Below are 21,595 nucleotides of genomic sequence, written 5' to 3' on the forward strand. Positions count from 1 at the left end.
CGGCCCCCGCTGTCGCGTCGGCTACTGGCCGGCGTCCTCCGCGTTGAGGCCCAGACCCGGGAGGAGGCCCGGGAGGAGCGGCGGGAGGGTGATGTCCGGCTTCGGCTGGTCCGGGGTCGCCGAGGCGGGCGGCGCGGACTGGCCCTGGGCCGGGGGGTGGAGCAGGTCGCCGGCGCCGCCCAGGAGGCCGCCCGCGCCGGGGGCCGGGGGCCGGCTGCCGGAGGGGCTGGGGGTGGCCGGGGACGCCGCCTGCGGGGAGGCGCCCGGTTGCGGCGGGGTCTGCTGCTTGCCCGCCGCCGGGCTGCTGGGCTGTTTCGCGGGTGCGCCCGAGCCGCGCGTCTGCTCCGGGGGCTTGGGGAGCAGGCCCTGGAGCGGCGCCACGTCTTCGTCTATGGCCTGGAACACGGATTCGACCTCGCCCCCGACGTCGTTGAGCTGCGCCGGGAGCTTGTCCCGGAGTCTGCCCCACGCGTCGCGGTGGGAGCGCGAGAACGAGGACAGCGTCTGGATCGGGCCGAGCGATCCGTCCCGTTCGTACGCCGCCTGGAGCAGCCGGTGGCCTTCGGCGGCGTCGTGCTTCATGCCCGCGAGGGCCCGGCGGATCGCGCCCAGCACCTCGTGGTCCAGCGGGCCCGAGCGGCCGCGCTCCATGAGCCGGCGCGCTTCCGACAGCCGGTTCGAGGCCTGGTCCAGGTAGAGCTCGCCCCGGTCCGCGTCCTCGTCGGCCATGCCCAGCTTCAGATCCTCCATGCCCCGTTTGATGGGGTAGAGGGAGTCACCGGGCAGGGCGTCGGTGCTGGCAGCGGCCACTCCGCTGAAGGCCCCTGCGGCCACACCCACGGTGAGGCCCCCCGCTGCGATGCCCTTGGACCAGCGGGAGCGGGGCCGCAATTTCCGGAGCGAGGTCGCCCGGTGGGCGCCGCGGCCGGTCCGCTGTTCGGGCACCAGAGGGTCCTCGGCGGCACCGCCCCCGGCCCTCTCCTCCATCACCATGGCCTCCATGGCGGCGACGAGCTGGGCTCGTTGCACCACTTTGACCTCGGGGTCCAGCACCGGGCGCGGCATTCTTTCGCCGAGCACGCTCGCCAGGGCCAACAGCCGGTCGTGGTCGGCAGGTTCGGCAGGTGCCTCGGACTGCTCGGCCGCCGGGTCCGGTTCCGAAAGGTCGGACGGGGTCCGATCCTCCAGGGCCTGGGCGAAGGCGTTCGCCCGCCGGTGCGGAGTAACGTTCGCGATCACTGGCGGCACCTCCTCTCGTCATGACGATCGACTCCCCAAGCTGTCCGGAAGGTTGCCTTCCTTGAGCACATCCACACTTTCGGGTGAGCGGCTTCGGGCAGGGCGTGTCCACAGGGAGCCTGCATTCCGCACAACGAGCGGCGCGGCACTTGGGTTACGGACGAAGGATGATCGGACCACAGCGTCATCGAGGGGTCACCGGGAGTAGAGGTCAGGTTGTCGTTACTGCGGGTCCGGCGGAGGGGACGGGTGGTCCGCCGGGTGTGGGGGAGGCGGGGGTGCGGGGGGTCGCGGTGAGGGGGGAGGGCGAGGGGGAGCGGGTCAGCGGGCGTCGTCCGGGAGCAGGCGGGCCAGGGTGCGGACCGCCCGGTACTGGAGCGTCTTGATGGCGCCCTCGTTCTTCCCCATCACCCGGGCCGTCTCGGCGACCGAGAGGCCCTGCAGGAAGCGCAGCGTGACGCACTCCTGCTGCTGGGGGTTGAGTTTGCGCACGGCTTCGAGCAGGGCCGCGTTGGAGAGGGACTCCAGTACGGAGTCCTCGGGGCTGCGCTCGACCTCGTTCGCGTCGAGCATCTCGCCGGTGGTGACCTCCAGGCGGAAGCGGCTGGACTTGAAGTGGTCCGCCACCAGGTTCCGCGCGATGGTCACCAGCCAGGCGCCGAAGTCGCGGCCCTGCCAGGTGAAGGTGGAGATGCGGCGCAGGGCGCGCAGGAAGGTCTCACTGGTGAGGTCCTCCGCGGTCGCCTTGCCCCCGACGCGGTAGTAGATGTAGCGGTACACCGTGTCGCTGTACTGGTCGTAGAGGCGGCCGAAGGCCTCGGCCTCGCCGGCCTGGGCGCGTTCGACCAGGTCCATCATGCGGGCCTGGTCGCTGTCCGCCGTGGGGCGGCGGGCGGCGGGCGCGCCGGCGGATGCGGTGCCGGCGGGGCTCGCGCCCGTTCGACCTCGTCTGCCCACCGTCGCCCCGCCGTCGGTCAGGGCGTAGCAAGGACCGGCCGGGCCGAGGCCGGCAGGGACCGCGGCGGCGAGGGCGGGGACGGCGTACGCGGTGGGGACGAAGCCGCGCAGGTGGTCGAGGACCGTTGCGCGCAGCGTAGCCAGGCCCGAGGCGTCAACCCCGACAGGTGGGTACACGGGACTCCCAGAGGCAGAGCTTCCATCACGTGCAGTGCGGGACCGTTCACCCGTCGTGGCGACAGATGGGCGGTGGCATGCGTTTGAGGAGAATAACGCTTCGTACAGGCAGCGCTACACCCAGTTGCTGAAATCACCGGTTCCGACACTTCTGTTGCGTGTCCAGGGCATATTCAGGCCCGGTTGGTGATCGGTTCTTGATCGGATGGGTGCACGGAATGGACGCTTCCACGCTGGCTCACGACCGAGTCGGGCAGGCCGGAGTGCCGCGCCGACGGCGCGGGTAGGGGTGGGCGGTTGGGCGCGGCGGGGCCCGTGGCCGGGCCGGGGCCCGGGGGCGCTACTTGCGGCGGCGGTGCAGGGCGATGGCGGCGGCCGCGCCACCTGCGATCGCGCCGACTCCGGCGGCGGCCGGGACGCCGACCTTCACGGCCTTGCGGCCGGTCCGATAGTCGCGCAGCCGCCAGTCGTTGGCCCTGGCATGCTTGCGCAGTTTTGTGTCGGGATTGATCGCGTACGGATGTCCGACCAGCGAGAGCATCGGGATGTCGTTGTGCGAATCGCTGTACGCGGCGCAGCGGGCGAGGTCGAGGTCCTCGGCGGCGGCCAGCGCGCGCACCGCCTCGGCCTTGGCGGGGCCGTGCAGGGGCTCGCCGACCAGGCGGCCGGTGTACACGCCGTCCACGGACTCCGCGACGGTGCCCAGGGCCCCGGTCAGGCCCAGGCGGCGGGCGATGATCGTGGCCGTCTCCACGGGCGCGGCGGTGACCAGCCACACCTTCTGGCCGGCGTCGAGGTGGGCCTGGGCGAGGGCGCGGGTGCCGGGCCAGATCCGCTCGGCCATGTACTCGTCGTAGATCTCCTCGCCGATGGACATCAGCTCCGAGACCCGGTGGCCCTTGACGATGGACAGGGCGCTGTCGCGGGCGTCCTGCATGTGGTCGGGGTCCTCGACCCCGGCGAGCCGGAACCAGGCCTGCTGCCAGGCGAAGCGGGCCAGTTCGCGGCGGCGGAAGAACTCGCGCTTGTAGAGGCCGCGGCCGAAGTGGAAGATCGCGGCGCCCTGCATGACGGTGTTGTCGAGGTCGAAGAAGGCGGCGGCCAGGTCGTCGCCCGGAACCGGGAACTCCGGCTCGGGGGCGCTCTCCTCGGCGTCCGTCGCGGGCGCGGCGGAGGCCGCCGGGAGGGCCTGCGCGGCCTCGTCCTGCGGCGGTGTCGTATGAGGTGGGGCTTCGGCCTGCGCGGTCTTGCGGGCGGCCTCGGCCGAGGCCTCGCCTGCCAGCACGCTCCGCGCCGTCGCGGAGCGCCTACGGGGGGTGAGCCATCCCAGAGCGGCCATGACGCGAGCATAGCCACTGTGTTCGGGAGTTCCCGAACCGCCGGGAAACGGAGCGGTTAACTCTTCGGGCACCGCGGCGCGGCGCGGGACAATGAGGACATGAGTCCTTTGCTGCGCCGTAAGGAAAAGAAGCGTCCCGGGGAGCGGATGGTCACGCTCATCGGGAAGCCGGGGTGTCACCTGTGCGACGACGCCCAGGAGGTCATCGAATCGATCTGCGCCGAGACGGGCGCACAGTGGGAGAAGAAGGACATTTCGCAGGACGAGGAGCTCTACCGGCTGCACTGGGAGCAGATTCCGGTGGTGCTGATCGACGGCGAACAGCACACCTTCTGGAGGGTGAACCCGGACCGGCTGCGGCGGGCATTGGGAGCCTGACCCCTCCGGCGGTTACCATCGTGGGCGATTTATGGGGGCTCGGGGGCGTATTGATGAGGAGTGTGTACCGCTTTGCCCCCCTCCGGATTTGAACGGGTTCGGCCCGTTCCCGGTTCCCGCCTTCCCTGCCCGACCCGCGTGACCCCGGTCACTTTGCTCGGACAAAGCGGACACAATCTTTGTGCACGCGTTCACAAAGACATAGCCTGCACTCGACGGGGCGGTCCTGGGACAAGTGGCCGCCTGCAGCCCCGCTCATCCCGCAGGAGCATCGTGGCAACTGGCCGAACTCACCGACCGGCGACCCGCAGCCGAGGTATTCCCGAGGCCACTGTCGCCCGGCTTCCGCTGTACCTGCGCGCCCTCACCGCGCTCTCCGAGCGATCGGTGCCCACGGTGTCCTCCGAAGAGCTCGCGACCGCCGCCGGGGTCAACTCGGCGAAGCTGCGCAAGGACTTCTCGTACCTCGGTTCCTACGGGACGCGGGGCGTCGGCTACGACGTCGAGTACCTCGTCTACCAGATCTCCCGCGAACTCGGCCTGACCCAGGACTGGCCGGTCGTCATCGTCGGCATCGGAAACCTCGGCGCCGCGCTCGCCAACTACGGCGGTTTCGCCTCCCGCGGGTTCCGCGTGGCCGCGCTGATCGACGCCGACCCCGCGATGGCCGGCAAGCCGGTCGCCGGCATGCCCGTCCAGCACACCGACGACCTGGAGAAGATCATCGAGGAGAACGGCGTCTCGATCGGGGTCATCGCGACCCCGGCCGGCGCCGCGCAGCAGGTGAGCGAGCGGCTCATCGCCGCCGGGGTCACCTCCATCCTGAACTTCGCACCGACCGTGCTGTCCGTCCCCGACGGCGTGGACGTCCGCAAGGTCGACCTGTCGATCGAGCTCCAGATCCTGGCCTTCCACGAGCAGCGCAAGGCCGGCGAGGAAGCGGCCGCCGCGGGCACCGGCCCCGTCGCCGAGGCCGCTGCGGGCGCCGGCACGGGCACGGGTACGGGCGCCGCGCCCGCCGCCGCCGTCGAGCCGCCGGCCGGCCGGGCCGCCGCGGCCGCCGCCGCACGCAAGGGCGGCCCCGAGGGCGACGTCCCGGCGGTGATGCCGGCATGAGTCTGCTCGTCGTGGGCCTCAGCCACCGCAGCGCACCCGTGAGCGTCCTGGAGCGGGCCTCGCTGTCCGCCGACGCCAAGGTCAAGCTGCTGCACGACACGCTGGCCGCCGAGCCGGCGGCCGAGGCCACCGTGCTCGCCACCTGCAACCGGATCGAGCTGTACGCCGACGTGGACAAGTTCCACGCCGGTGTCGCCGAGCTGTCCACGCTGCTGGCCCAGCACAGCGGGGTCGCGCTGGAGGAGCTCACCCCCTACCTCTACGTGCACTACGAGGACCGGGCGGTGCACCACCTGTTCTCGGTGGCGTGCGGCCTCGACTCGATGGTCGTCGGCGAGGGCCAGATCCTCGGCCAGATCAAGGACGCGCTCGCGCTGGGCCAGGAGCTCCACACGGCCGGCCGGCTGATCAACGACCTCTTCCAACAGGCGCTGCGCGTCGGCAAGCGGGCGCACTCGGAGACCGGGATCGACCGGGCCGGACAGTCGCTGGTGACCTTCGGCCTGGAGCAGCTCGCCGGGCACGCGGTGCCCGTCGGCGAGTGGGCCGCGGGCAAGCGCGCGCTGGTGATCGGCGCCGGGTCGATGTCCTCGCTGGCCGCAGCGACGCTCGCGCGGGTGGGCGTCGCCGAGATCGTCGTGGCGAACCGGACCGCGGAGCGGGCGGAGCGTCTCGCGGAGATTCTGGTTGCCTCGGGCACCGGTGTCGCGGCGCGGGCCGTGACGATGGGGGCCGTCGCCGACGAACTGACACGTGTTGACGTGGTCGTCTCCTGTACGGGGGCCACCGGACTGGTCCTGACCGGGGACGACGTCGCGCGCGCGGTGGAGGGCGACCCCACGCTTCCCTTCCAGGCGGGACCGGAAGGGCGGGACCCCGCCGCGGGTCCGGCCGGCGGCTCCGCCGCGGGCGGGCGGGACTTCGCCCCGGGCACGGGTGACGGTCTTCGGGCGGCAGCCGGTGGGCCGGGCGCACAGGCGCTCGCCGTGGCCGACGCCGAGGTCGTGGCGCGGCTCGTGGCCGCCGCCGAGGCCGGGCGCCGGCTCGCCGACGCCGGGGCCGCGCGGACCATCGCGCCCGCGCCGGCCGCCACCGGGCCCGACGGCTGCCCCCTCGGCCCGGACGCCCCCGCCGGGGACGGCCGCTCCGCGCTGACCGGGGTCGACGCCACCTCCCTCGAACTGCACGGCACCTGGGCCGACCAGGGCGAGGCCGCCGCGCAGCGGCAGCCCCGCCGCACGGTCCGCAGCAGCGTCGACGCCGCGGCCGTCCGGCTCGCGCTGCTCGACCTGGCCATGCCCCGGGACATCGACGCCGCCGTGCACCGCATCCCCGGGGTGCGCCTCGTCGACATCGAGAGCCTCGCCGAGGCCTCGGCCGACGCCCCTATGGCGGCCGACGTCGACGCCGTGCGCACGATCGTCGCCGACGAGGTGGCCGCCTTCGGCGCCGCCCAGCGCGCCGCGCACATCACCCCCACCGTCGTCGCCCTGCGGGCGATGGCCGCCGAGGTCGTCGCCATGGAGGTGGCACGGCTCGACGGGCGGGTACCCGACCTCGACGAGCGGCAGCGGTCCGAGGTCACCCAGACCGTGCGCCGCGTCGTCGACAAGCTCCTCCACGCGCCGACCGTGCGCGTCAAGCAGCTCGCGAGCGAGCCCGGCGGCGCCGGGTACGCCGAGGCGCTGCGCGAACTCTTCGACCTCGACCCTCAGACGGTGGAATCCGTCAGCCGGGCGGACGCGGCCGATCCGAAGAACGACGACGACCCAGGACGGGCATCATGAACACACGTCCCGACCAGCCCCTCAGGCTCGGCACGCGGCGCAGCAAGCTGGCCATGTCCCAGTCCGGGCACGTCGCCGAGGCGGTACGGGCGATCACCGGCCGGCCGGTGGAGCTCGTGGAGATCACGACCTACGGTGACGTGTCCCGCGAGAACCTGGCCCAGATCGGCGGCACCGGGGTGTTCGTCACCGCGCTGCGCGACGCACTGGTCCGCGGCGAGGTCGACTTCGCCGTGCACTCGCTGAAGGACCTGCCGACGACCCAGCCCGACGAGCTGGTCATCGCGGCCATGCCGAAGCGGGAGGACCCGCGCGACGCGCTCGTGGCGCGGGACGGCCTGACCTTCGAGCAGCTGCCCGACGGCGCCCGCGTGGGCACCGGCTCGCCGCGCCGCACGGCGCAGCTGCACGCGTACGCCCGCAGTCTGGGCAAGCGCATCGAGACCGTCGCGATCCGCGGCAACGTCGACACCCGCATCGGGTTCGTGCGCGACGGGGAGCTCGACGCCGTCGTGCTGGCCGCCGCCGGCCTGAACCGGATCGGCCGCGGCGACGAGGCGACCGACCTGCTGTCGGTCGACAACATGCTGCCCGCGCCCGGCCAGGGTGCCCTGGCCGTGGAGTGCCTCGCGTCCGACGCGGAGCTCGTCGCCGCACTCGGTGAGCTCGACGACCCGCACACCCGGGCCGCCGTCACCGCGGAGCGGGTCCTGCTCGCCGCCCTGGAGGCCGGATGCAGCGCCCCCGTGGGCGCGCTCGCCGACCTGCTGGCCGACGGGGAGATTGTCAATGAAATGCGCCTGCGCGGTGTCGTCGGAACCCTCGACGGAACCACGCTGGTGCAGCTGTCCACCACCGGTCCCGTGCCCCAGTCGTACGACGAGGCCATGGCGCTCGGCCGCGAACTCGCGGACGAGATGCTGGCCAAGGGCGCGGCCGGTCTGATGGGGGAGCGATCCCTTTGAACCCCTCAAGCCCCACCACCTCCGCTTTTCCGGCCGTCGCCGCGCAGGGACTCGTCACCTTCCTCGGTGCCGGCCCCGGCGACCCGGGTCTGCTGACACTGCGCGCCGTGGAGGCGCTCGCCGCCGCGGACGTACTGATCGCCGAGCCAGAGGTGCTCGACGTCGTACGGACCCACGCGCGCGCGGGCGTCGACACGCCGCAGCTGACGGTCGCTGACGAACTGTCAGCCGCCGCCGGGGTCCCGGTGATCCGCGACGCCGCCAATCTTGTCATGGAGGCCGCGCGCTCCGGCAGGCGGGTCGTCCGTGCCGTCACCGGCGACCCGGGGCTCGACGGGAACGCCGCCTCGGAGATGCTGGCCTGCGCCCACGGGGGGATCCCCTTCGAGGTGGTGCCCGGTGTCGCCACCGCCGTCGGCGTGCCCGCCTACGCGGGTGTGCCGCTGCGCGGCGAGCAGGGCGCCGACGTCCGCTTCGTCGACGCCCGGCACGCCTCGCAGCGCTGCTGGAGCGAGGTGGGCACCAGCGAGTGCAGCGTCGTCGTCTCCGCGACCCTGGAGACCGTCTCCGCCGCCGCCGCCGAGCTGGTGTCGGCCGGCCGCAAGCCGGAGACCCCGCTGACGGTGACCGTCGGCGGTACGACGACCCGGCAGCGGACCTGGAGCGCGACCCTGGGCACCATCGCCCAGGTGTTCAAGCAGGGCAAGGTGCTCCCCTCCCCCGAGGGCGCACGGCCCGTCATAGCCGTGGTCGGTGAGCAGGGCGCCGCCGCACGGCGCGAGGAGCTGGCCTGGTTCGAGTCGAAGCCGCTGTTCGGCTGGCGGGTCCTCGTACCGCGCACCAAGGAGCAGGCCGCTTCGCTCTCCGACCAGCTGCGTTCGTACGGCGCGGTGCCCCACGAGGTGCCGACCATCGCCGTGGAGCCGCCGCGCACCCCGCAGCAGATGGAGCGGGCGGTCAAGGGCCTGGTCACCGGCCGCTACGAGTGGATCGCCTTCACCTCCGTCAACGCGGTCAAGGCGGTGCGGGAGAAGTTCGAGGAGTACGGGCTCGACGCGCGCGCCTTCGCGGGCATCAAGGTCGCCGCGGTCGGCGAGCAGACCGCAGCCGCGCTGGTCGAGTTCGGCGTGAAGCCGGACCTGGTGCCGAGCGGCGAGCAGTCGGCCGCCGGGCTGCTGGAGGACTGGCCGCCCTACGACCCGGTCTTCGACCCCATCGACCGCGTCTTCCTGCCGCGCGCCGACATCGCCACCGAGACCCTGGTGGCCGGGCTGATCGAGCTGGGCTGGGAGGTCGACGACGTCACGGCCTACCGGACCGTGCGCGCGTCGCCGCCGCCGGCCGACACCCGTGAGGCGATCAAGGGCGGCGGCTTCGACGCCGTTCTCTTCACCTCGTCCTCGACCGTCCGCAACCTGGTCGGCATCGCGGGCAAGCCGCACAACGTGACCGTCATCGCCTGCATCGGGCCGGCCACCGCCAAGACGGCGGAGGAGCACGGCCTGCGCGTGGACGTGCTGTCGCCGGAGCCGAGCGTGGGCAAGCTGGCGGAGGCGCTCGCCGCGTACGGCGAGGCCCGCCGCGAGGCCGCGAAGGAGGCCGGGGAAACGGTCTCCCGCCCGAGCGAACGCCGTCCGGGCGCGCGGCGCCGTCGCACGACGTGAGCGGCTTAGGCGGGGCGGCTCCGCCGCAGGACACGGGGAAGGGGCCCGGGTGCACAGCGCACCCGGGCCCCTTCCCCCGTTCCCGGGGGTAATCCGGTGGTCCGCCGGCCCCCGTCGGGCGAGGATCGCCGCCGGACGAAGGGGGACGGATGGCGGAGCGGGACGGGATGTCGGGGCTGTGCGCGGCGGTCGCGGCGTACGCGGTGGAGACCGTCGAGGAGCTGGTCGCGGCCGGGGCGGACCCGGACCGGGTGCTGCTGCAAGCCGTCGAAGGGGGCTCCCCGGCGGTGGTGTCGGCGCTGCTGGACGAGCGTTCCGCGCCGCTGCCGGAGGCGGAGCGAGACCGGCTGCTGGTCGCGGCCCGCTGGTGGTACGAGCGGGGCGCGGAGGGCGAGCTGCGGCGGCTGACGGGGGCGACGGGCCCGGCGGACGTCCGGTGGGTGCGGGACGGCACGGAAGACCGCGTCGAGGAGGTCACCCTCGGCGGGCGCACCGTACGGGCCGGGCACGGAGCCGTCCTGACCCAGCTGGAGTGGCGGTACCGGATCCTGGCCCCGGTCGGGGAACTGATGGCCCGCGCGGTGCGGCACGAGGACGGTGCGGGGGACGAGGAGCACGTCGACCGGTCGGCAGCCTGCTGGGTGCTGCTGTCGCGGCAGAGCGCGGAGACGTGGCGGGAGGTGGTGGACTTCCGCCGGCACCCCTCGCCCGCGCACCGGGCGTTCGTCGCCGATTTCCTGGGCCTGGGCAGGCTGATGTCCGGCGTCACGGACCACGCCCCCTGGTACGAGAAGCGGCGTGCCGAGCTGCTTCCCGGCTGGGCCGACACGGAACGGGACGCCGGGGTACTGGCGAGGGTGCTCCGGCTCGTGTCCGAGGAGGACCTCCCGCAGGCGCGGGAGTTCGGGCTGCGGTACGCGGGGCATCCGGACCCCCGGGTGCGGAGCCGGGTGCCGTGGATGTTCGACCGGCCGCTGGACCCGGAGACGGCACGGGCGGTGTGCGACCTCGGGCGGGACCCCGACGCGGGGGTACGGGCGGAGGCCGCCGGGGTGCTGGGCGGGGAGGAGCTCGGGGAGCCGGACAGGGCGGTGCTGCTCGCCCTGCTCCGGGACGCGGACCCACAGGTCCGGCACCGGGCCGTGCGGGCCACCGCCCGCGGCGCCGACCGCTCGCCGGAGGTCACGGAGGCGCTGGCGGAGCTCCTGGACGCGGAGGAGCAGGACGTCCGGCTCAGCGCCGCCTACGGCCTGGCCCTACGGGACGATCCCCGGACGCCGGAGGCCTACGCCCGGGTGGGCCCACTGGGCCCGGAGTTCGCACACGACACCCGGCTCGACGGGCTGTGGCACTGGCGCCTCAGGAACGCACCCAACGGGTGAAGTCGCTCCAGGGCGGCGCCCCGGTCGCTGTTGTAACTGGACTTGAACCACTTCAGTGCGGTGCTCACGCCTCTCCTAGCAGCCGCTCCAACAGGGCCTTTGTCTCTGCGACATTGAGGGCCTGGGATCGCAGCACCGCATGCCTCTGAGCGAACATGCTGACCTCATCGGGATCCCGGATGACGATGCTGATGCGCTGGTTCTCGAAGTACGCGACGCGCTGGTGATCGGGCATTTCCAGCAGGGTGAACGAACCCGCCATACCTGCGTGACCGGCGAGGCCGAGGGGGAGGACCTGGAGAGAGATCGTTGGCTGGTCAGCGCATTCGCGCAGGTGGTGCAACTGCCTCCGGCGGACGTCATCGCCGCCGATACGGTCGCGCAGCGCTGATTCCGAGACGACGAAACCGAGAGTGGGCGGGACCCGGCGGTACAGGATGTCCTGACGCTTGATGCGGCGTGCCGTCTGGGACTCGATCTTCTCCTCGCCGAAATAGGGCACGCGGCAGCCGAACAGAGCCCGGGCGTACTCCTCGGTCTGAAGCAGGCCGGGCACGAGCGTGGCCTCGAAACAGGACAGGGCGACGGCCTCGGCTTCGCTGGCGAAGTACTCCTCCTCCCAGGCCAAGAGCGTGTTCACCTCCGGCATCCTGTTCGCCGCGACCGCTAACAGGCCGGGCAGGTCGAGGGCCCGGTCCATCTTCTCGGCGACATTCGGCATCAGCGCGCGCCGGCCCTGCTCGATGGAAGCGACGGTCTCCACGTCGATGTGCAGCGCTTCGGCCAGGGCGCGCTGGGTCATTCCCTTGGCGGCTCTGGCGGCGGCTACCTGCGCGCCGACCATGGTGAGGGCCGTCTCGTTCGACCGGGGTGCTCTGCGTGGGGGCATGGCGGTGAACTCCCCACGTACGTAGGCGGGATGCAGGCATCGACCCGTACTCATCAAGGAGTACGGGTCGATCGTCTTGCCCACGCTAATGACGCATCGCGACGATCGCTGCGTGAACGTGGAAATCCATCCGGCCCTGCTGCGTGAGCGGTACTTCCCCCGCAGCCCCCAATCCGTCCGCCCTGCCAGGGAGTTCACGGCGGAGACATTGCACGCGTGGGGTGTCACATGTCGTCGGGACGACCTGTTGCTCTGCGTGAGCGAGCTGGCCACCAACGCCCTGCTGCACGGCGTCCCGCCCGGCCGGTACTACCGGGTGCGGCTGATGCTCTTCGACGGGGCCGTCCGGGCCGAGGTGCACGACAGCGGGGGCGGGCGGCCCCGGATCGCGGACCGGGATCCGGGGGCAGAGGGCGGGCGGGGGCTGCTGCTGGTGGCCGGGGTCGCGGACCGGTGGGGGGTGACGCCGAGGATGCCCGGCAAGGCGGTGTGGTGCGAGTTCGGGGTGCGGACGGCGGGCCCCTAGGCTTGGGGGGACTGCTGTCGATGCTCGAAGAGGCGACTGAGAATGAGCGCGTACGGATCCTTCCCCGGCTCCCGGCCCCGCCGGCTGCGCACCACCCCGGCCATGCGGCGGATGGTCGCGGAGTACCGGCTGCACCCCTCGGACCTGATCCTCCCGGCGTTCGTCCGGGAAGGCATCACCGAGCCGCTGCCGATCTCGGCGATGCCGGGCGTGGTCCAGCACAGCCGGGACACGCTGCGGAAGGCCGCCGTGGAGGCGGTCGAGGCGGGCGTCTCGGGGATCATGCTCTTCGGCGTCCCGGCCGACGAGAACAAGGACGCGCTCGGCACGGCGGGCACCGAGCCCGACGGCATCCTCCAGGTCGCGATCCGCGACGTGAAGGCCGAGGTCGGCGACGACCTCGTCATCATGTCCGACCTGTGCCTGGACGAGTACACCGACCACGGCCACTGCGGTGTCCTGGACGAGCACGGCCGCGTCGACAACGACGCCACGCTGGAGCGGTACGCGGAGATGGCGCAGGTCCAGGCCGACGCGGGCGTCCACGTGGTGGGCCCGAGCGGCATGATGGACGGCCAGGTCGGCGTCGTCCGCGACGCCCTCGACGAGACGGGCCACGAGGACGTCTCGATCCTCGCCTACACCGCGAAGTACTCCTCGGCCTTCTACGGTCCCTTCCGCGAGGCCGTCGCCTCCTCCCTCCAGGGCGACCGCAAGACGTACCAGCAGGACCCGGCCAACGCCCGCGAGTCCTTGCGGGAGCTGGCGCTGGACCTGGAGGAGGGCGCCGACATGGTGATGGTGAAGCCCGCCGGTCCGTACCTGGACATCCTCCACCGGGTCGCGGAGGCCGTGGACGTGCCGGTGGCGGCGTACCAGATCAGCGGCGAGTACGCGATGGTCGAGGCCGCCGCCGAGAAGGGCTGGATCGAGCGGGACCGGGCGATCCTGGAGACCCTGCTCGGCATCAAGCGGGCGGGCGCCGACACGATCCTCACCTACTGGGCGACCGAGGTCGCGGGCTGGCTGCGCGAGACCCGCTGAGTGCGCTGAGTGCGGTGCGCGGGCCGGGATGAGTACGGACACTCATGCCGGCCCGGCGCCGTCCGGCTTGAGTGGGGGCATGGACACCACCGCCCCTGTAGAGCGCGACCGCCGCGCGTACGTCGCCCCGCTCGTCTCCACCCTGCTGACGCTGCCCGCCGCCGCCGTCACCCTGTTCTTCGCGGGGCTCTCCCCGATGGCCTGCGACTCCTGCGAGGACGCGGCCTCGGACCGCTTCGACGCGAGCTTCGGGCCCGCGTGGACGGTGTTCACGGGCGGGCTGGTCCTCGTACTGCTCCTGCTCGTGGCCTGCTGGGCGCTGCCCCGCAACCGCGGCAACCGGGGGCGGCGGCTCGCGCTGGCGCTGGCGGCGCCGGGGGCCGTGGTGCTGAACGTGATCGTCTTCGCCGCCATGGTCGACTGGCCCTAGCCGGGTGGGAGGAGCAGGCTGGGGGGAGAGGCGCACGGCACAGTGGAGGTGGTCCGCCATGCCCACACTCGCAGGCTGGCACGTCGAGATGGAGTTCACCGAGGACGGCCACCGCACGAACGCGGCGGCCCTGTTGAGGCTCGCCGACGGTTCCGAGGTCAGGGCGCGCGGCTACGCGATGCGGCACCCGTCCGACCCGGAGCAGTTGCGGGTAGGTGAGGAGATCGCCGGGGCGCGGGCCCTGATGGACCTCGCGGGCCAGCTGCTCCAGAAGGCCCACGGGGAGATCGACGAGGCCACGGGACGGCATTCCTACCCGCTGACGGCCTGACCGCCGCGGTCCGGGCCCGTGCTGACCCCCGTCCGGCACGGGCCCGGTGGTGCGGGCGCCCCCGCTCAGCGGGTGCGGCGCCGGAAGAGGACGCCCGCCAGGGTGACGGCCAGGGCGGTGATCGCCGCGCACCAGGCGAGGGCGGTCCAGGGGGCGTTGCCCGCCGGGCGGTCCAGGAGGAGGGCGCGCAGCGATTCGATCACCGGGGTCAGCGGCTGGTGGCCGGCGAAGCCGTGCAGCCAGGACGGCATGGTGTCGATGGGGACGAAGGCGCTGGACGGGTAGGGCAGGAACATCATCAGGAAGGTGAACCCGCCCGCGGCCTCCGGGGACTTGGCGAGCAGGCCCAGCGTCGCGGCCAGCCAGGAGATGGCGGTGATGTACGCGACGAGGAGCCCGGCGGCGGCGAGGTAGGCGGGCGCCGAAGCCCGGGGGCGGAAGCCGATGGCGAGGGCGACGGCCAGGACGAGGGTCGTCGAGACGAGGTTGCGGACGACCGATGCCGTGACGTGTCCGGCGAGGACGGGGACGCCGCCCACGTCCAGGGAGCGGAGGCGGTCGACGATGCCGTTCTTCATGTCGTCGGCCACGCTCACGGCGGTGCTCGCCGCGCCGAAGCCCGCGCACAGGAGCATGGCGCCGGGGACCACGTAGGTCACGTACGCCGTCCCGGTGTCGATGGCGCCGCCGAAGAAGTACACGAAGATCAGCATCAGCATGACGGGGAGCATCAGGGCGGCGATCAGCGCGTCGGGGCTGCGCCGGCTGATGCGCAGGCTGCGCCCGGCCATGGTGAGGGCGGCGGTACCGGTCATCGGGGGGCTCCCGTCAGGGCGAGGAAGACGTCGTCGAGGGTGGCGGTGCGGAGCGTGAAGCGCTCGACGCCGGTGCGGTCGGGGTCGAGTTCGTCGAGCAGGGCGCGGACGTGGGCGGCGGTGCCGTCGGTGGGCAGGCCGAGGGTCAGTGCGCCGGGGTCGTGGTGGACGGCGCGGGCGGTGAGGGCCTCGTAGGCGTCTCGGCTGGTCAGGGTGAGGTCGAGGCGGTGTCCGGCGACGCGGGCCTTCAGTTCGGCGGGGGTGCCCTCGGCGGTGACGCGGCCGGAGTCGAGGACGGTGACGCGGTCGGCGAGCCGGTCGGCCTCCTCCAGGTACTGGGTGGTGAGCAGGACGGTGGTGCCGTCGGCGCGCAGTTCCCGTACGAGGTCCCAGAGTTCCGCGCGGCTGCGCGGATCGAGGCCGGTCGTGGGCTCGTCCAGGAACAGCACGGCGGGCTTGCCGACGAGGCTCGCCGCGAGGTCCAGGCGCCGCCGCATTCCGCCCGAGTAGGTCTTGGTGAGGCGGTCGGCGGCCTCGGACAGGCCGAAGCGGTCGAGGAGTTCACCGGCGCGGGCGCGGGCTTCGCGGGCGGACAGCCCGGTGAGCCTGCCGGTCATGCGCAGGGTCTCGGCGCCGGTCTGGAGGTCGTCGAGGGCCGCGAACTGGCCGGTGAGGCTGATGCGTTCCCGTACGAGGGCCCGCGCGCCGGTGATGTCGTGCCCGGCCACGCGGGCGGTCCCGGAGTCGGGCGCGGTGAGGGTGGTGAGGACCCGGACGGTGGTGGTCTTCCCGGCGCCGTTGGGGCCGAGGAGGGCGAGGACGGAGCCGCGCGGGACGGAGAGGTCGAGGCCGTCGAGGACGCGCAGGTCCCCGTAGGACTTGGTGAGGCCGGTGGCGTGGATGCCGAGGGCGCGCGGGGTCATGAGGGACGGTGCTCCCTTCTGCGTATGTCATACGCTCTTCTGCGTAAGTAATACACAGAACTAGGATGGGGGTCAATCGAGAAGTGGGCGGTCATGGCGGACGAGGACAGCGGGACCGGGCTCCCGGCGAGCCTGGAAATGGCCTGGGGCCTGCGCGAACGCCCCGGCAAGGGGCCGCGCCCCACGCTCACGCTGCCCCGGATCGTGGAGGCGGCCGTCGCGCTCGCCGCCACGGAGGGCATGGACGCCGTGTCGATGGGCCGGGTCGCCAAGGAGCTGGGCGCCTCGACGATGTCCCTCTACCGCTACGTCGCCGCCAAGGAGGAGCTGTACGTCCTCATGGCCGACGCGGGGGTCGGCACCCCGCCGCCGCTGCCGCCCGGGGCGCAGGACCTGGGCTGGCGCGAGCTGCTGACGCAATGGGCGTACGCGCAGCGGGCCGTCCTGATGGCCAACTCCTGGATCCTGCGCATCCCGATCACGGCCCCGCCGGCCACCCCGAACCAGCTCGCCTGGATGGACCGGGGGCTCGCCGCGATGGCCGGCACGGGCCTGGAGGAGGGCGAGAAGCTCTCCACGATCATCCTGATCGGGGGCCTGGTGCGGAACGAGGCCACGATGGCCGCCGACATGATCGACGCCATCGTGAAGTCCGGAGTCACGCCGCAGCAGGCCCTGGACCGGTACGTCCGCACCCTGCGGCTGCTCGCAGGCCCGGACGCGCACCCGGCGGTGACGCGGCTGCTGGACTCGGACGCCTTCAGCGGCTCCGGCGAGCCGGACTTCCAGTTCCGCTTCGGGCTGGAGCGGATCCTGGACGGGCTCGCGCCGCTGGTCGCGGGACGGGCGGGGACGGGCTGACGGGTGCACCCTGGAAAGCAGTGGCCTCGGAGGTGATCGCCATGAAGGATGCCGTCGGATGGCATGTGGACGTGGAGTTCCAGGAGGACAGCAAGCGCACCCGCGCCGCCGCCCTCGTCCGGCTGCCGGACGGGAGCGAGCTGCGCTCGCACGGCTATTCCAGCCGTCACCCCAGTGACGGCAACCAGCCCAGGGTGGGAGAGGAGATCGCGGCGGCCCGCGCGCTCAACGATCTGAAGGAGCAGTTGCTCACCAAGGCGCACGACGAGATCGACGGTGCGTCGGGGCGCACGTCCTACCCGATCGAGCGCTGACCGCTCCCGGAGGGAAGGGGCCGGCGCGGCGGCCCGGCCCGGCCGTGAGTACGCCCGGGCCGTCGTCCGCGGCAGGGGCGCGGTCAGTCGCCCCCGCCACCTCCGCAGGACGAGTCGCCGCCGCAGCCGTAGAAGGAACCCGCGTCGCCCTGCGAGCGGCGGCCGCGGCTCGGGCGTCCGCGCTCGCGCCAGATGGTGAAGCCCACCCACGCGAGGGCGAACCCGATGACGATCAAGTAGCCCATTGCTCCCCCTGGTGGCCGCGTCCCGCCATTCTCGTGGATGCGGGGAACTCCCTGCGCCCACGGGCGCGTCACGGTCCGCGGCCCCGGGGGGCGGGGTCAGGCCGGCTGCTCCGGGGTGGTCGCGGTGATCACCGAGAAGGCGCCGCCCTGCGGGTCGGCGAGGACGGCCATCCGGCCGACCGCCATGTCGAAGGCAGGGGCGAGGACGCTGCCGCCGGCCCGGACGGCGGCGGCCTGGACCTCGTCGACGCTGTCCACGTGGAAGTAGGCCTGCCAGTGCGGCGGTACGCCCGGCGGGAGCTGGGTCAGGTCCATCATCCCGCCGACCGCGCGCCCGTCGACCTGGAACTCGATGTAGCCCTCGGCGCCCGGGATCTCGGAGCGGTGCGTGGTGACGGGCAGGATGGAGGAGTAGAACGCGGAGGCGGCCGGGAGGTCGGCGGTGGTCAGCTCGTTCCAGATGAGCGCGCCGTGCTCGTTGACGATGCCCGCGCCGTCGAAGGTGCCGGGCTGCCACAGGCCGACGACGGCCCCGGTCGGGTCGGCGATCACTGCCATCCGGCCGAGGTCCATGACGTCCGTCGGGCCCATCATGACCGTGCCGCCGGCGTCGGTGACGGACTTGACGGTGCCGTCGATGTTGTCGGTGGCCAGGTACGTGGTCCACACCGTCGGGGGCAGCGGGTCGGGGACGCTGCCGTCCGGGTTCATCGCCTTCATGATCCCGGCGACCGGCTTGCCCTTGAGGGTGCAGACGGAGTACCCACCGGTCTCGGCCGGCCCGACCTCGCCCTGCCAGCCGAAGAGGTCGCAGTAGAAGTCGAGGGCCGCCTGCTGGTCGGGGACCATCAGGTCGATCCAGCACGGGGTGCCGGGCTTGTAGGGGCCGTTCATGTCGGGCACGGATGCCTCCGGGTGGCGCTCGGGGGAAGGACGGGCCGTCCCCTACCCGGCCCCGGCGGGCGGAAATCGGACCGTACGGGTGAACGGGCGTACGGCCCCTTTCGGGTGGGGACGCGCACGCCGTCGGTGAGGGCGATCCCGGTGACGGCCGGGTGGGGGGGCGGGACCCCCGCCCCGGCGGTCAGCGTGAGCGCGGCCGGCGACAGGGTGGGGAACGTTCCCCGTGACCCGCGGCACGCGGTGGGGCGGGTCAGCGCAGGACGCGCTTGCCCGCCAGGAAGGCGGCGAGGTCTGCGACGTCCAGGACTCGGATCGACTGCGCGGCTCCGGGGAGTGCGTCCCGGTAGGCGGTGATGTCGCGGGGGTCGGAGGTGACGATGACGGCCTCGGGGTGGCGTGCGGCGATGACGACGGCCAGCGCGTCGACCGCGTCCGGGCGCTTCTCGGAGGGGATCGCTGCGCAGGCCAGGAGGCGGCCCGCCCGCTTGGCGTCGTCCACCAGGTGCCCCGACTGGCACACCCCGCACGAGGGCGGAGCCGAGGCGTGCACCCCGAAGACCACGCACTGCGGCACCGCGCGGGTCAGCGGCGTCCACCGGCCGGGCCGCCAGGCCTGGGCCAATACGGGCAGCGGGACGATCGGCGGGTGCCCCTGCTCGGTGAGGACCCGGTGCAGGAGGCCCGCCGGTCGGTCTCCGCGTTCCAGTGCGATCAGCATCCCGGCGTCGTAGACGAAGGCGGGACTGCTCACGCGGCGGAGTCCCGGGCGTCGGGGGTGAGGGCCTGGGCGATGCCCGCCCGCGCGGCTGCCAGTTCCGCCTCGTCGAAGGCGTCCTCCCGGCCGGTCGGTGCGGGCAGGGCCTCGGTCGCCGCGATGTCGGCGTCGATGTCCGCGAAGCGCCGCGCGACGGCGATGTCCTCGTGGATCTGGCGCAGCACGGCTGCCGTCACGTATGAGGAGACGTCGAGCCCCATGGCTTCGGCGTGCTCCTTGACTCTCGCGCGCAGTGCGGCGTCCATGCTGATGCTGAACCGCTCCTTGGAGGCCATGACGTCACCGTAGCACGGCGTGTTACGCGGTGTCGGAGCCTTGCGGCGGCTACTCGTTGACCAGGACCGGGATCGAGAGGACCGCGCCGGCCGGGGTGCCGGTGAGGTGGTCCGCGGGGACGGTGAAGTCGATGCCGTCACCGGCCGCGCGCGGGCCGGTGTGGGGCTGCCCGGCGTGCGCCTCCTCGCCCTCCTCCGCGTGGTGGAAGGTGCCGGTGCCCAGCAGGCGGCCTTCCGCGTCGTAGTACGCGGCGGTGATCTCCAGGGCCAGGGTGTCGCTGACGTCGGAGCCGATGGCGACGTGCCCGGTGACGGAGGACGGCGAGGCCGTCAGGCGCAGGCCGGTCAGCTGCACGCGGTCGGTGAACGGTCCCTGCTGGACGCGGACCTCGCCCGCCGTCGGCGCCGGGGTGAGGACGGCGGCCGGGGAGGGCGCGCTGCGGGGGGCGGGCAGGGCCACCGGGGAGGCGGCGGCGGCCGGGGCCTCGGCGGCGGGGGCCGGGGCTTCGGCCCCCGAGCAGCCCGTGACCAGCGCGAACAGGGCGGCGACGGACGTGGCGGCGGCCGCCGCGCGGCGGGGGAGGTACGTCAACGGAAGCTCCTGGGGAGGCCGGGAAGGGGCCGGGAACGACGGCGGCCGGGGCCGGGGGGAGTGCGCCCCCGGCCCCGGCCGCCCGGGGATCAGTGGTGCTGCGGGGAGCGGCCGAACAGCGAGCGGTACAGCTTGCCGTACAGCTCGGTGTTGATCTGGCTCGTGGCGAAGGCGTTGCCGTTCGGGCCGTAGGCGAAGATCGGCACGTCGGCGCCGGTGTGGTTGCCCGACAGGTAGGTCAGCCACAGGCTCGCCTCGGGGCTGCCGTCCTTCACGTCCGCCGGGTCGTCGGGCGTACGGAAGGTGGCCGGACCGAAGTTCTTCGCGTCACCGGCGCCGGCGCCGTTGACGATGCCGCTGGAGCGGACCGGGTCCTTGGCGCCCGAGGCGGCACGCGAGGGGACGCTGTTGTTGGCCGTGTTGCCGGCGTCCGTGTTCGCCGGGGGCGCGACGGCCTCGGCGTTGGTGTAGGTGCCCTTCTCGATGATGTTGAAGCCGGCGCACTCGTGGTCCGCCGTGACGACCACCAGGGTGTGACCGTCCTTCTTCGCGAACTCGTAGGCGGCCTTCACCGCGTCGTCGAAGGCCTTGACCTCGGCGAGGGTCTGCGCGGCGTCGTTGGCGTGCGAACGCTTGTCGATCTGGGCGCCCTCGACCTGGAGGTAGAAGCCCTTCTTCGACTTGTTGCGGTCGTACGAGCCGCCCTGCTTGCGGTCGTTCAGCAATTGGATCGACTTGCGGGTCATGTCCGCGAGCGAGGGCTCCTGCTTCTGCGGGGCGTCGGCCGGCAGGGCCGCCTTGTTCTGCTCCACCGTCAGGTTGCCGCGGTTGAAAAGGCCGATGACCTTCTTGCCGGCGGCCTTGTCCAGGTCGGCCTTGGTGGCGACCTTCTGGCTGGCGGCGGTCTGCGCGGGCAGTGCCGGGTCGCCGAAGTTGCCGAGCACCTGGTAGCCCTGGGCCTGGAGGGCCTTCTGGTCGTCCGGCTCGAAGCGGGCCAGGCCGCCGCCGAGGATGACGTCGGCGGTGCCGTTGCGGGCGATCTGCTCGGCGATCGGCGTGATCAGCGTCTTGTCCGCCGGGGCCTGCTCGTAGCTGCCGTCGTCCTTCTTCGGGAGGCAGGCGGCGTCGGAGTAGACCGGGCCCTGGCAGCCGCGCAGCAGCGCGTGGCTGAACTGGGCCGCCGGGGTGGCGTCGGTGATCTCGGCGGTGGAGACGTTGCCGGTGGCGAAGCCGGCCGTGTGGGCCTGCTCCATCAGCGTGGCGACCTTCTTCTCGTACGCGTCCACGCCGATGGCCGCGTTGTAGGTCTTCACACCGGATGCCCAGGCGGTCGCGGAGCTGGCCGAGTCGGTGACCAGGGCCGGCTTGGCGCTGTTCTTCTCGACGGCGTAGGTGGCGACCGCGCCCGTGTTCGGGAGGGTCTCCATGGTGAGCTTGCCGGAGGCGCCCGCGTAGCGGTCGCGCGCGGCCGTCACGTGGGTGCGGCCCATTCCGTCACCGAGCAGGTAGATGACGTTCCGGATGTCCTGGTGCGAGTCGCTCTGCTGGGGTGCGGAATTCGCGGTGACGGCGGTGCCGGCGGCCACGGCGCTGGCCAGGGCCAGGACGGTGAGCGTCTTCAACGGTCTGCGGCGCATGTGCGGGAGATCCCCCTCGGGTGTTCGGCAC

24 protein-coding genes are annotated in these 21,595 nt (G+C 73.0%); 12 read left to right on the forward strand and 12 right to left on the reverse strand.

Going from position 1 to position 21,595, the window contains the following annotated elements; genetic code table 11:
• Window positions 1–21: 21 nt before the first annotated feature.
• From SLAV_RS21390 to SLAV_RS21405, 3 genes are all read right to left on the reverse strand, one after another.
• Entirely contained in the window at window positions 22–1,239 is a 1,218-nt protein-coding gene (locus SLAV_RS21390; RefSeq protein WP_030232210.1) for a DUF5667 domain-containing protein, read from the reverse strand.
• Window positions 1,240–1,560: 321 nt separating this feature from the next.
• Complete coding sequence (locus SLAV_RS21400; protein ID WP_030232207.1) at window positions 1,561–2,373, reverse strand: ECF subfamily RNA polymerase sigma factor, BldN family; 813 nt, start codon at window positions 2,371–2,373, stop codon at window positions 1,561–1,563.
• Between the two features lie 340 nt (window positions 2,374–2,713).
• Window positions 2,714–3,712, reverse strand: a complete 999-nt coding sequence (locus SLAV_RS21405) for an HAD family hydrolase (RefSeq protein ID WP_030232204.1) — start codon at window positions 3,710–3,712, stop codon at window positions 2,714–2,716.
• Window positions 3,713–3,811: 99 nt separating this feature from the next.
• Here SLAV_RS21405 and SLAV_RS21410 point away from each other — a divergent pair, with 99 nt between their 5' ends.
• From SLAV_RS21410 to SLAV_RS21435, 6 genes are all read left to right on the forward strand, one after another.
• Window positions 3,812–4,090, forward strand: coding sequence for a glutaredoxin family protein (locus tag SLAV_RS21410; RefSeq protein WP_030232201.1), 279 nt, complete (start codon window positions 3,812–3,814; stop codon window positions 4,088–4,090).
• A gap of 273 nt (window positions 4,091–4,363) precedes the next feature.
• The gene (locus tag SLAV_RS21415) at window positions 4,364–5,206 is read left to right on the forward strand and encodes a redox-sensing transcriptional repressor Rex (RefSeq protein WP_063760314.1); all 843 of its coding nucleotides are present in this window, start codon (window positions 4,364–4,366) and stop codon (window positions 5,204–5,206) included.
• A complete protein-coding gene (locus SLAV_RS21420) occupies window positions 5,203–6,993 on the forward strand; it encodes a glutamyl-tRNA reductase (RefSeq protein WP_030232195.1) in 1,791 nt (596 codons plus the stop codon). The genes SLAV_RS21415 and SLAV_RS21420 overlap by 4 nt, the downstream gene beginning before the upstream one ends.
• Window positions 6,990–7,958, forward strand: coding sequence for a hydroxymethylbilane synthase (gene hemC / locus SLAV_RS21425; RefSeq protein WP_030232192.1), 969 nt, complete (start codon window positions 6,990–6,992; stop codon window positions 7,956–7,958). Before SLAV_RS21420 ends, hemC begins: the two co-directional genes overlap by 4 nt.
• Window positions 7,955–9,622 (forward strand): bifunctional uroporphyrinogen-III C-methyltransferase/uroporphyrinogen-III synthase, encoded by a 1,668-nt coding sequence (locus SLAV_RS21430; RefSeq protein WP_030232191.1) that lies wholly within the window; start codon window positions 7,955–7,957, stop codon window positions 9,620–9,622. The genes hemC and SLAV_RS21430 overlap by 4 nt, the downstream gene beginning before the upstream one ends.
• Before the next feature lie 149 nt (window positions 9,623–9,771).
• Window positions 9,772–11,004 carry a HEAT repeat domain-containing protein gene (locus SLAV_RS21435; RefSeq protein WP_051841076.1) on the forward strand — a complete coding sequence of 411 codons (1,233 nt, stop codon included), beginning with the start codon at window positions 9,772–9,774 and terminating at the stop codon, window positions 11,002–11,004.
• Between the two features lie 64 nt (window positions 11,005–11,068).
• Here SLAV_RS21435 and SLAV_RS21440 read toward each other — a convergent pair whose 3' ends face one another.
• Window positions 11,069–11,848, reverse strand: a complete 780-nt coding sequence (locus tag SLAV_RS21440; RefSeq protein WP_244225243.1) for a helix-turn-helix domain-containing protein — start codon at window positions 11,846–11,848, stop codon at window positions 11,069–11,071.
• A gap of 157 nt (window positions 11,849–12,005) precedes the next feature.
• On the opposite strand from SLAV_RS21440, the gene SLAV_RS21445 reads away from it, so the two are divergent.
• From SLAV_RS21445 to SLAV_RS21460, 4 genes are all read left to right on the forward strand, one after another.
• Window positions 12,006–12,419 carry an ATP-binding protein gene (locus SLAV_RS21445; protein WP_373915079.1) on the forward strand — a complete coding sequence of 138 codons (414 nt, stop codon included), beginning with the start codon at window positions 12,006–12,008 and terminating at the stop codon, window positions 12,417–12,419.
• A 42-nt stretch (window positions 12,420–12,461) separates the two neighbouring features.
• On the forward strand, window positions 12,462–13,463 hold the full coding sequence (hemB, locus tag SLAV_RS21450; RefSeq protein ID WP_030232182.1) for a porphobilinogen synthase: 1,002 nt from the start codon (window positions 12,462–12,464) through the stop codon (window positions 13,461–13,463).
• A 79-nt stretch (window positions 13,464–13,542) separates the two neighbouring features.
• Window positions 13,543–13,893, forward strand: a complete 351-nt coding sequence (locus SLAV_RS21455; protein WP_030232180.1) for a hypothetical protein — start codon at window positions 13,543–13,545, stop codon at window positions 13,891–13,893.
• A gap of 58 nt (window positions 13,894–13,951) precedes the next feature.
• On the forward strand, window positions 13,952–14,224 hold the full coding sequence (locus SLAV_RS21460) for a DUF1876 domain-containing protein (RefSeq protein ID WP_030232177.1): 273 nt from the start codon (window positions 13,952–13,954) through the stop codon (window positions 14,222–14,224).
• Window positions 14,225–14,289: 65 nt separating this feature from the next.
• Here SLAV_RS21460 and SLAV_RS21465 read toward each other — a convergent pair whose 3' ends face one another.
• Both SLAV_RS21465 and SLAV_RS21470 read right to left on the reverse strand, forming a co-directional pair.
• Window positions 14,290–15,039 (reverse strand): ABC transporter permease, encoded by a 750-nt coding sequence (locus SLAV_RS21465; RefSeq protein ID WP_030232175.1) that lies wholly within the window; start codon window positions 15,037–15,039, stop codon window positions 14,290–14,292.
• Window positions 15,036–15,962, reverse strand: coding sequence for a daunorubicin resistance protein DrrA family ABC transporter ATP-binding protein (locus tag SLAV_RS21470; protein WP_030232172.1), 927 nt, complete (start codon window positions 15,960–15,962; stop codon window positions 15,036–15,038). Before SLAV_RS21470 ends, SLAV_RS21465 begins: the two co-directional genes overlap by 4 nt.
• A gap of 93 nt (window positions 15,963–16,055) precedes the next feature.
• Here SLAV_RS21470 and SLAV_RS21475 point away from each other — a divergent pair, with 93 nt between their 5' ends.
• Entirely contained in the window at window positions 16,056–16,823 is a 768-nt protein-coding gene (locus SLAV_RS21475; RefSeq protein ID WP_030232170.1) for a TetR/AcrR family transcriptional regulator, read from the forward strand.
• 41 nt (window positions 16,824–16,864) lie between these two features.
• Window positions 16,865–17,137 (forward strand): DUF1876 domain-containing protein, encoded by a 273-nt coding sequence (locus SLAV_RS21480; RefSeq protein WP_030232166.1) that lies wholly within the window; start codon window positions 16,865–16,867, stop codon window positions 17,135–17,137.
• An 83-nt stretch (window positions 17,138–17,220) separates the two neighbouring features.
• Here SLAV_RS21480 and SLAV_RS41075 read toward each other — a convergent pair whose 3' ends face one another.
• The 6 genes from SLAV_RS41075 to SLAV_RS21505 form a co-directional block, all read right to left on the reverse strand.
• Window positions 17,221–17,382, reverse strand: coding sequence for a hypothetical protein (locus SLAV_RS41075; protein ID WP_158740712.1), 162 nt, complete (start codon window positions 17,380–17,382; stop codon window positions 17,221–17,223).
• Window positions 17,383–17,478: 96 nt separating this feature from the next.
• A complete protein-coding gene (locus SLAV_RS21485; RefSeq protein ID WP_030232161.1) occupies window positions 17,479–18,276 on the reverse strand; it encodes a VOC family protein in 798 nt (265 codons plus the stop codon).
• Window positions 18,277–18,535: 259 nt separating this feature from the next.
• Window positions 18,536–19,036, reverse strand: coding sequence for a hypothetical protein (locus tag SLAV_RS21490; RefSeq protein WP_051841074.1), 501 nt, complete (start codon window positions 19,034–19,036; stop codon window positions 18,536–18,538).
• Window positions 19,033–19,335, reverse strand: a complete 303-nt coding sequence (locus SLAV_RS21495; RefSeq protein ID WP_037687611.1) for a hypothetical protein — start codon at window positions 19,333–19,335, stop codon at window positions 19,033–19,035. The genes SLAV_RS21490 and SLAV_RS21495 overlap by 4 nt, the downstream gene beginning before the upstream one ends.
• A 49-nt stretch (window positions 19,336–19,384) precedes the next feature.
• A complete protein-coding gene (locus tag SLAV_RS21500; protein ID WP_030232150.1) occupies window positions 19,385–19,927 on the reverse strand; it encodes a hypothetical protein in 543 nt (180 codons plus the stop codon).
• Between the two features lie 89 nt (window positions 19,928–20,016).
• Entirely contained in the window at window positions 20,017–21,564 is a 1,548-nt protein-coding gene (locus SLAV_RS21505; RefSeq protein ID WP_037687610.1) for an alkaline phosphatase, read from the reverse strand.
• Window positions 21,565–21,595 lie beyond the last annotated feature (31 nt).

It is taken from the genome of Streptomyces lavendulae subsp. lavendulae, from assembly GCF_002803845.1.
Lineage (GTDB): Bacteria > Actinomycetota > Actinomycetes > Streptomycetales > Streptomycetaceae > Streptomyces > Streptomyces lavendulae.

Bases quoted from the DNA above. Each gene is read 5' to 3' on its own strand.
- SLAV_RS21460 (WP_030232177.1), top strand. From the start codon at position 13,952: ATGCCCACACTCGCAGGCTGGCACGTCGAGATGGAGTTCACCGAGGAC.
- SLAV_RS21505 (WP_037687610.1), bottom strand. From the start codon at position 21,564: ATGCGCCGCAGACCGTTGAAGACGCTCACCGTCCTGGCCCTGGCCAGC.
- hemC (WP_030232192.1), top strand. From the start codon at position 6,990: ATGAACACACGTCCCGACCAGCCCCTCAGGCTCGGCACGCGGCGCAGC.
- SLAV_RS21495 (WP_037687611.1), bottom strand. From the start codon at position 19,335: ATGGCCTCCAAGGAGCGGTTCAGCATCAGCATGGACGCCGCACTGCGC.
- SLAV_RS21475 (WP_030232170.1), top strand. From the start codon at position 16,056: ATGGCGGACGAGGACAGCGGGACCGGGCTCCCGGCGAGCCTGGAAATG.
- SLAV_RS21440 (WP_244225243.1), bottom strand. From the start codon at position 11,848: ATGGTCGGCGCGCAGGTAGCCGCCGCCAGAGCCGCCAAGGGAATGACC.
- SLAV_RS21480 (WP_030232166.1), top strand. From the start codon at position 16,865: ATGAAGGATGCCGTCGGATGGCATGTGGACGTGGAGTTCCAGGAGGAC.
- SLAV_RS21435 (WP_051841076.1), top strand. From the start codon at position 9,772: ATGGCGGAGCGGGACGGGATGTCGGGGCTGTGCGCGGCGGTCGCGGCG.
- SLAV_RS21485 (WP_030232161.1), bottom strand. From the start codon at position 18,276: ATGAACGGCCCCTACAAGCCCGGCACCCCGTGCTGGATCGACCTGATG.
- SLAV_RS21410 (WP_030232201.1), top strand. From the start codon at position 3,812: ATGAGTCCTTTGCTGCGCCGTAAGGAAAAGAAGCGTCCCGGGGAGCGG.
- SLAV_RS41075 (WP_158740712.1), bottom strand. From the start codon at position 17,382: ATGGGCTACTTGATCGTCATCGGGTTCGCCCTCGCGTGGGTGGGCTTC.
- SLAV_RS21465 (WP_030232175.1), bottom strand. From the start codon at position 15,039: ATGACCGGTACCGCCGCCCTCACCATGGCCGGGCGCAGCCTGCGCATC.
- SLAV_RS21405 (WP_030232204.1), bottom strand. From the start codon at position 3,712: ATGGCCGCTCTGGGATGGCTCACCCCCCGTAGGCGCTCCGCGACGGCG.
- SLAV_RS21470 (WP_030232172.1), bottom strand. From the start codon at position 15,962: ATGACCCCGCGCGCCCTCGGCATCCACGCCACCGGCCTCACCAAGTCC.
- SLAV_RS21455 (WP_030232180.1), top strand. From the start codon at position 13,543: ATGGACACCACCGCCCCTGTAGAGCGCGACCGCCGCGCGTACGTCGCC.
- SLAV_RS21420 (WP_030232195.1), top strand. From the start codon at position 5,203: ATGAGTCTGCTCGTCGTGGGCCTCAGCCACCGCAGCGCACCCGTGAGC.
- hemB (WP_030232182.1), top strand. From the start codon at position 12,462: ATGAGCGCGTACGGATCCTTCCCCGGCTCCCGGCCCCGCCGGCTGCGC.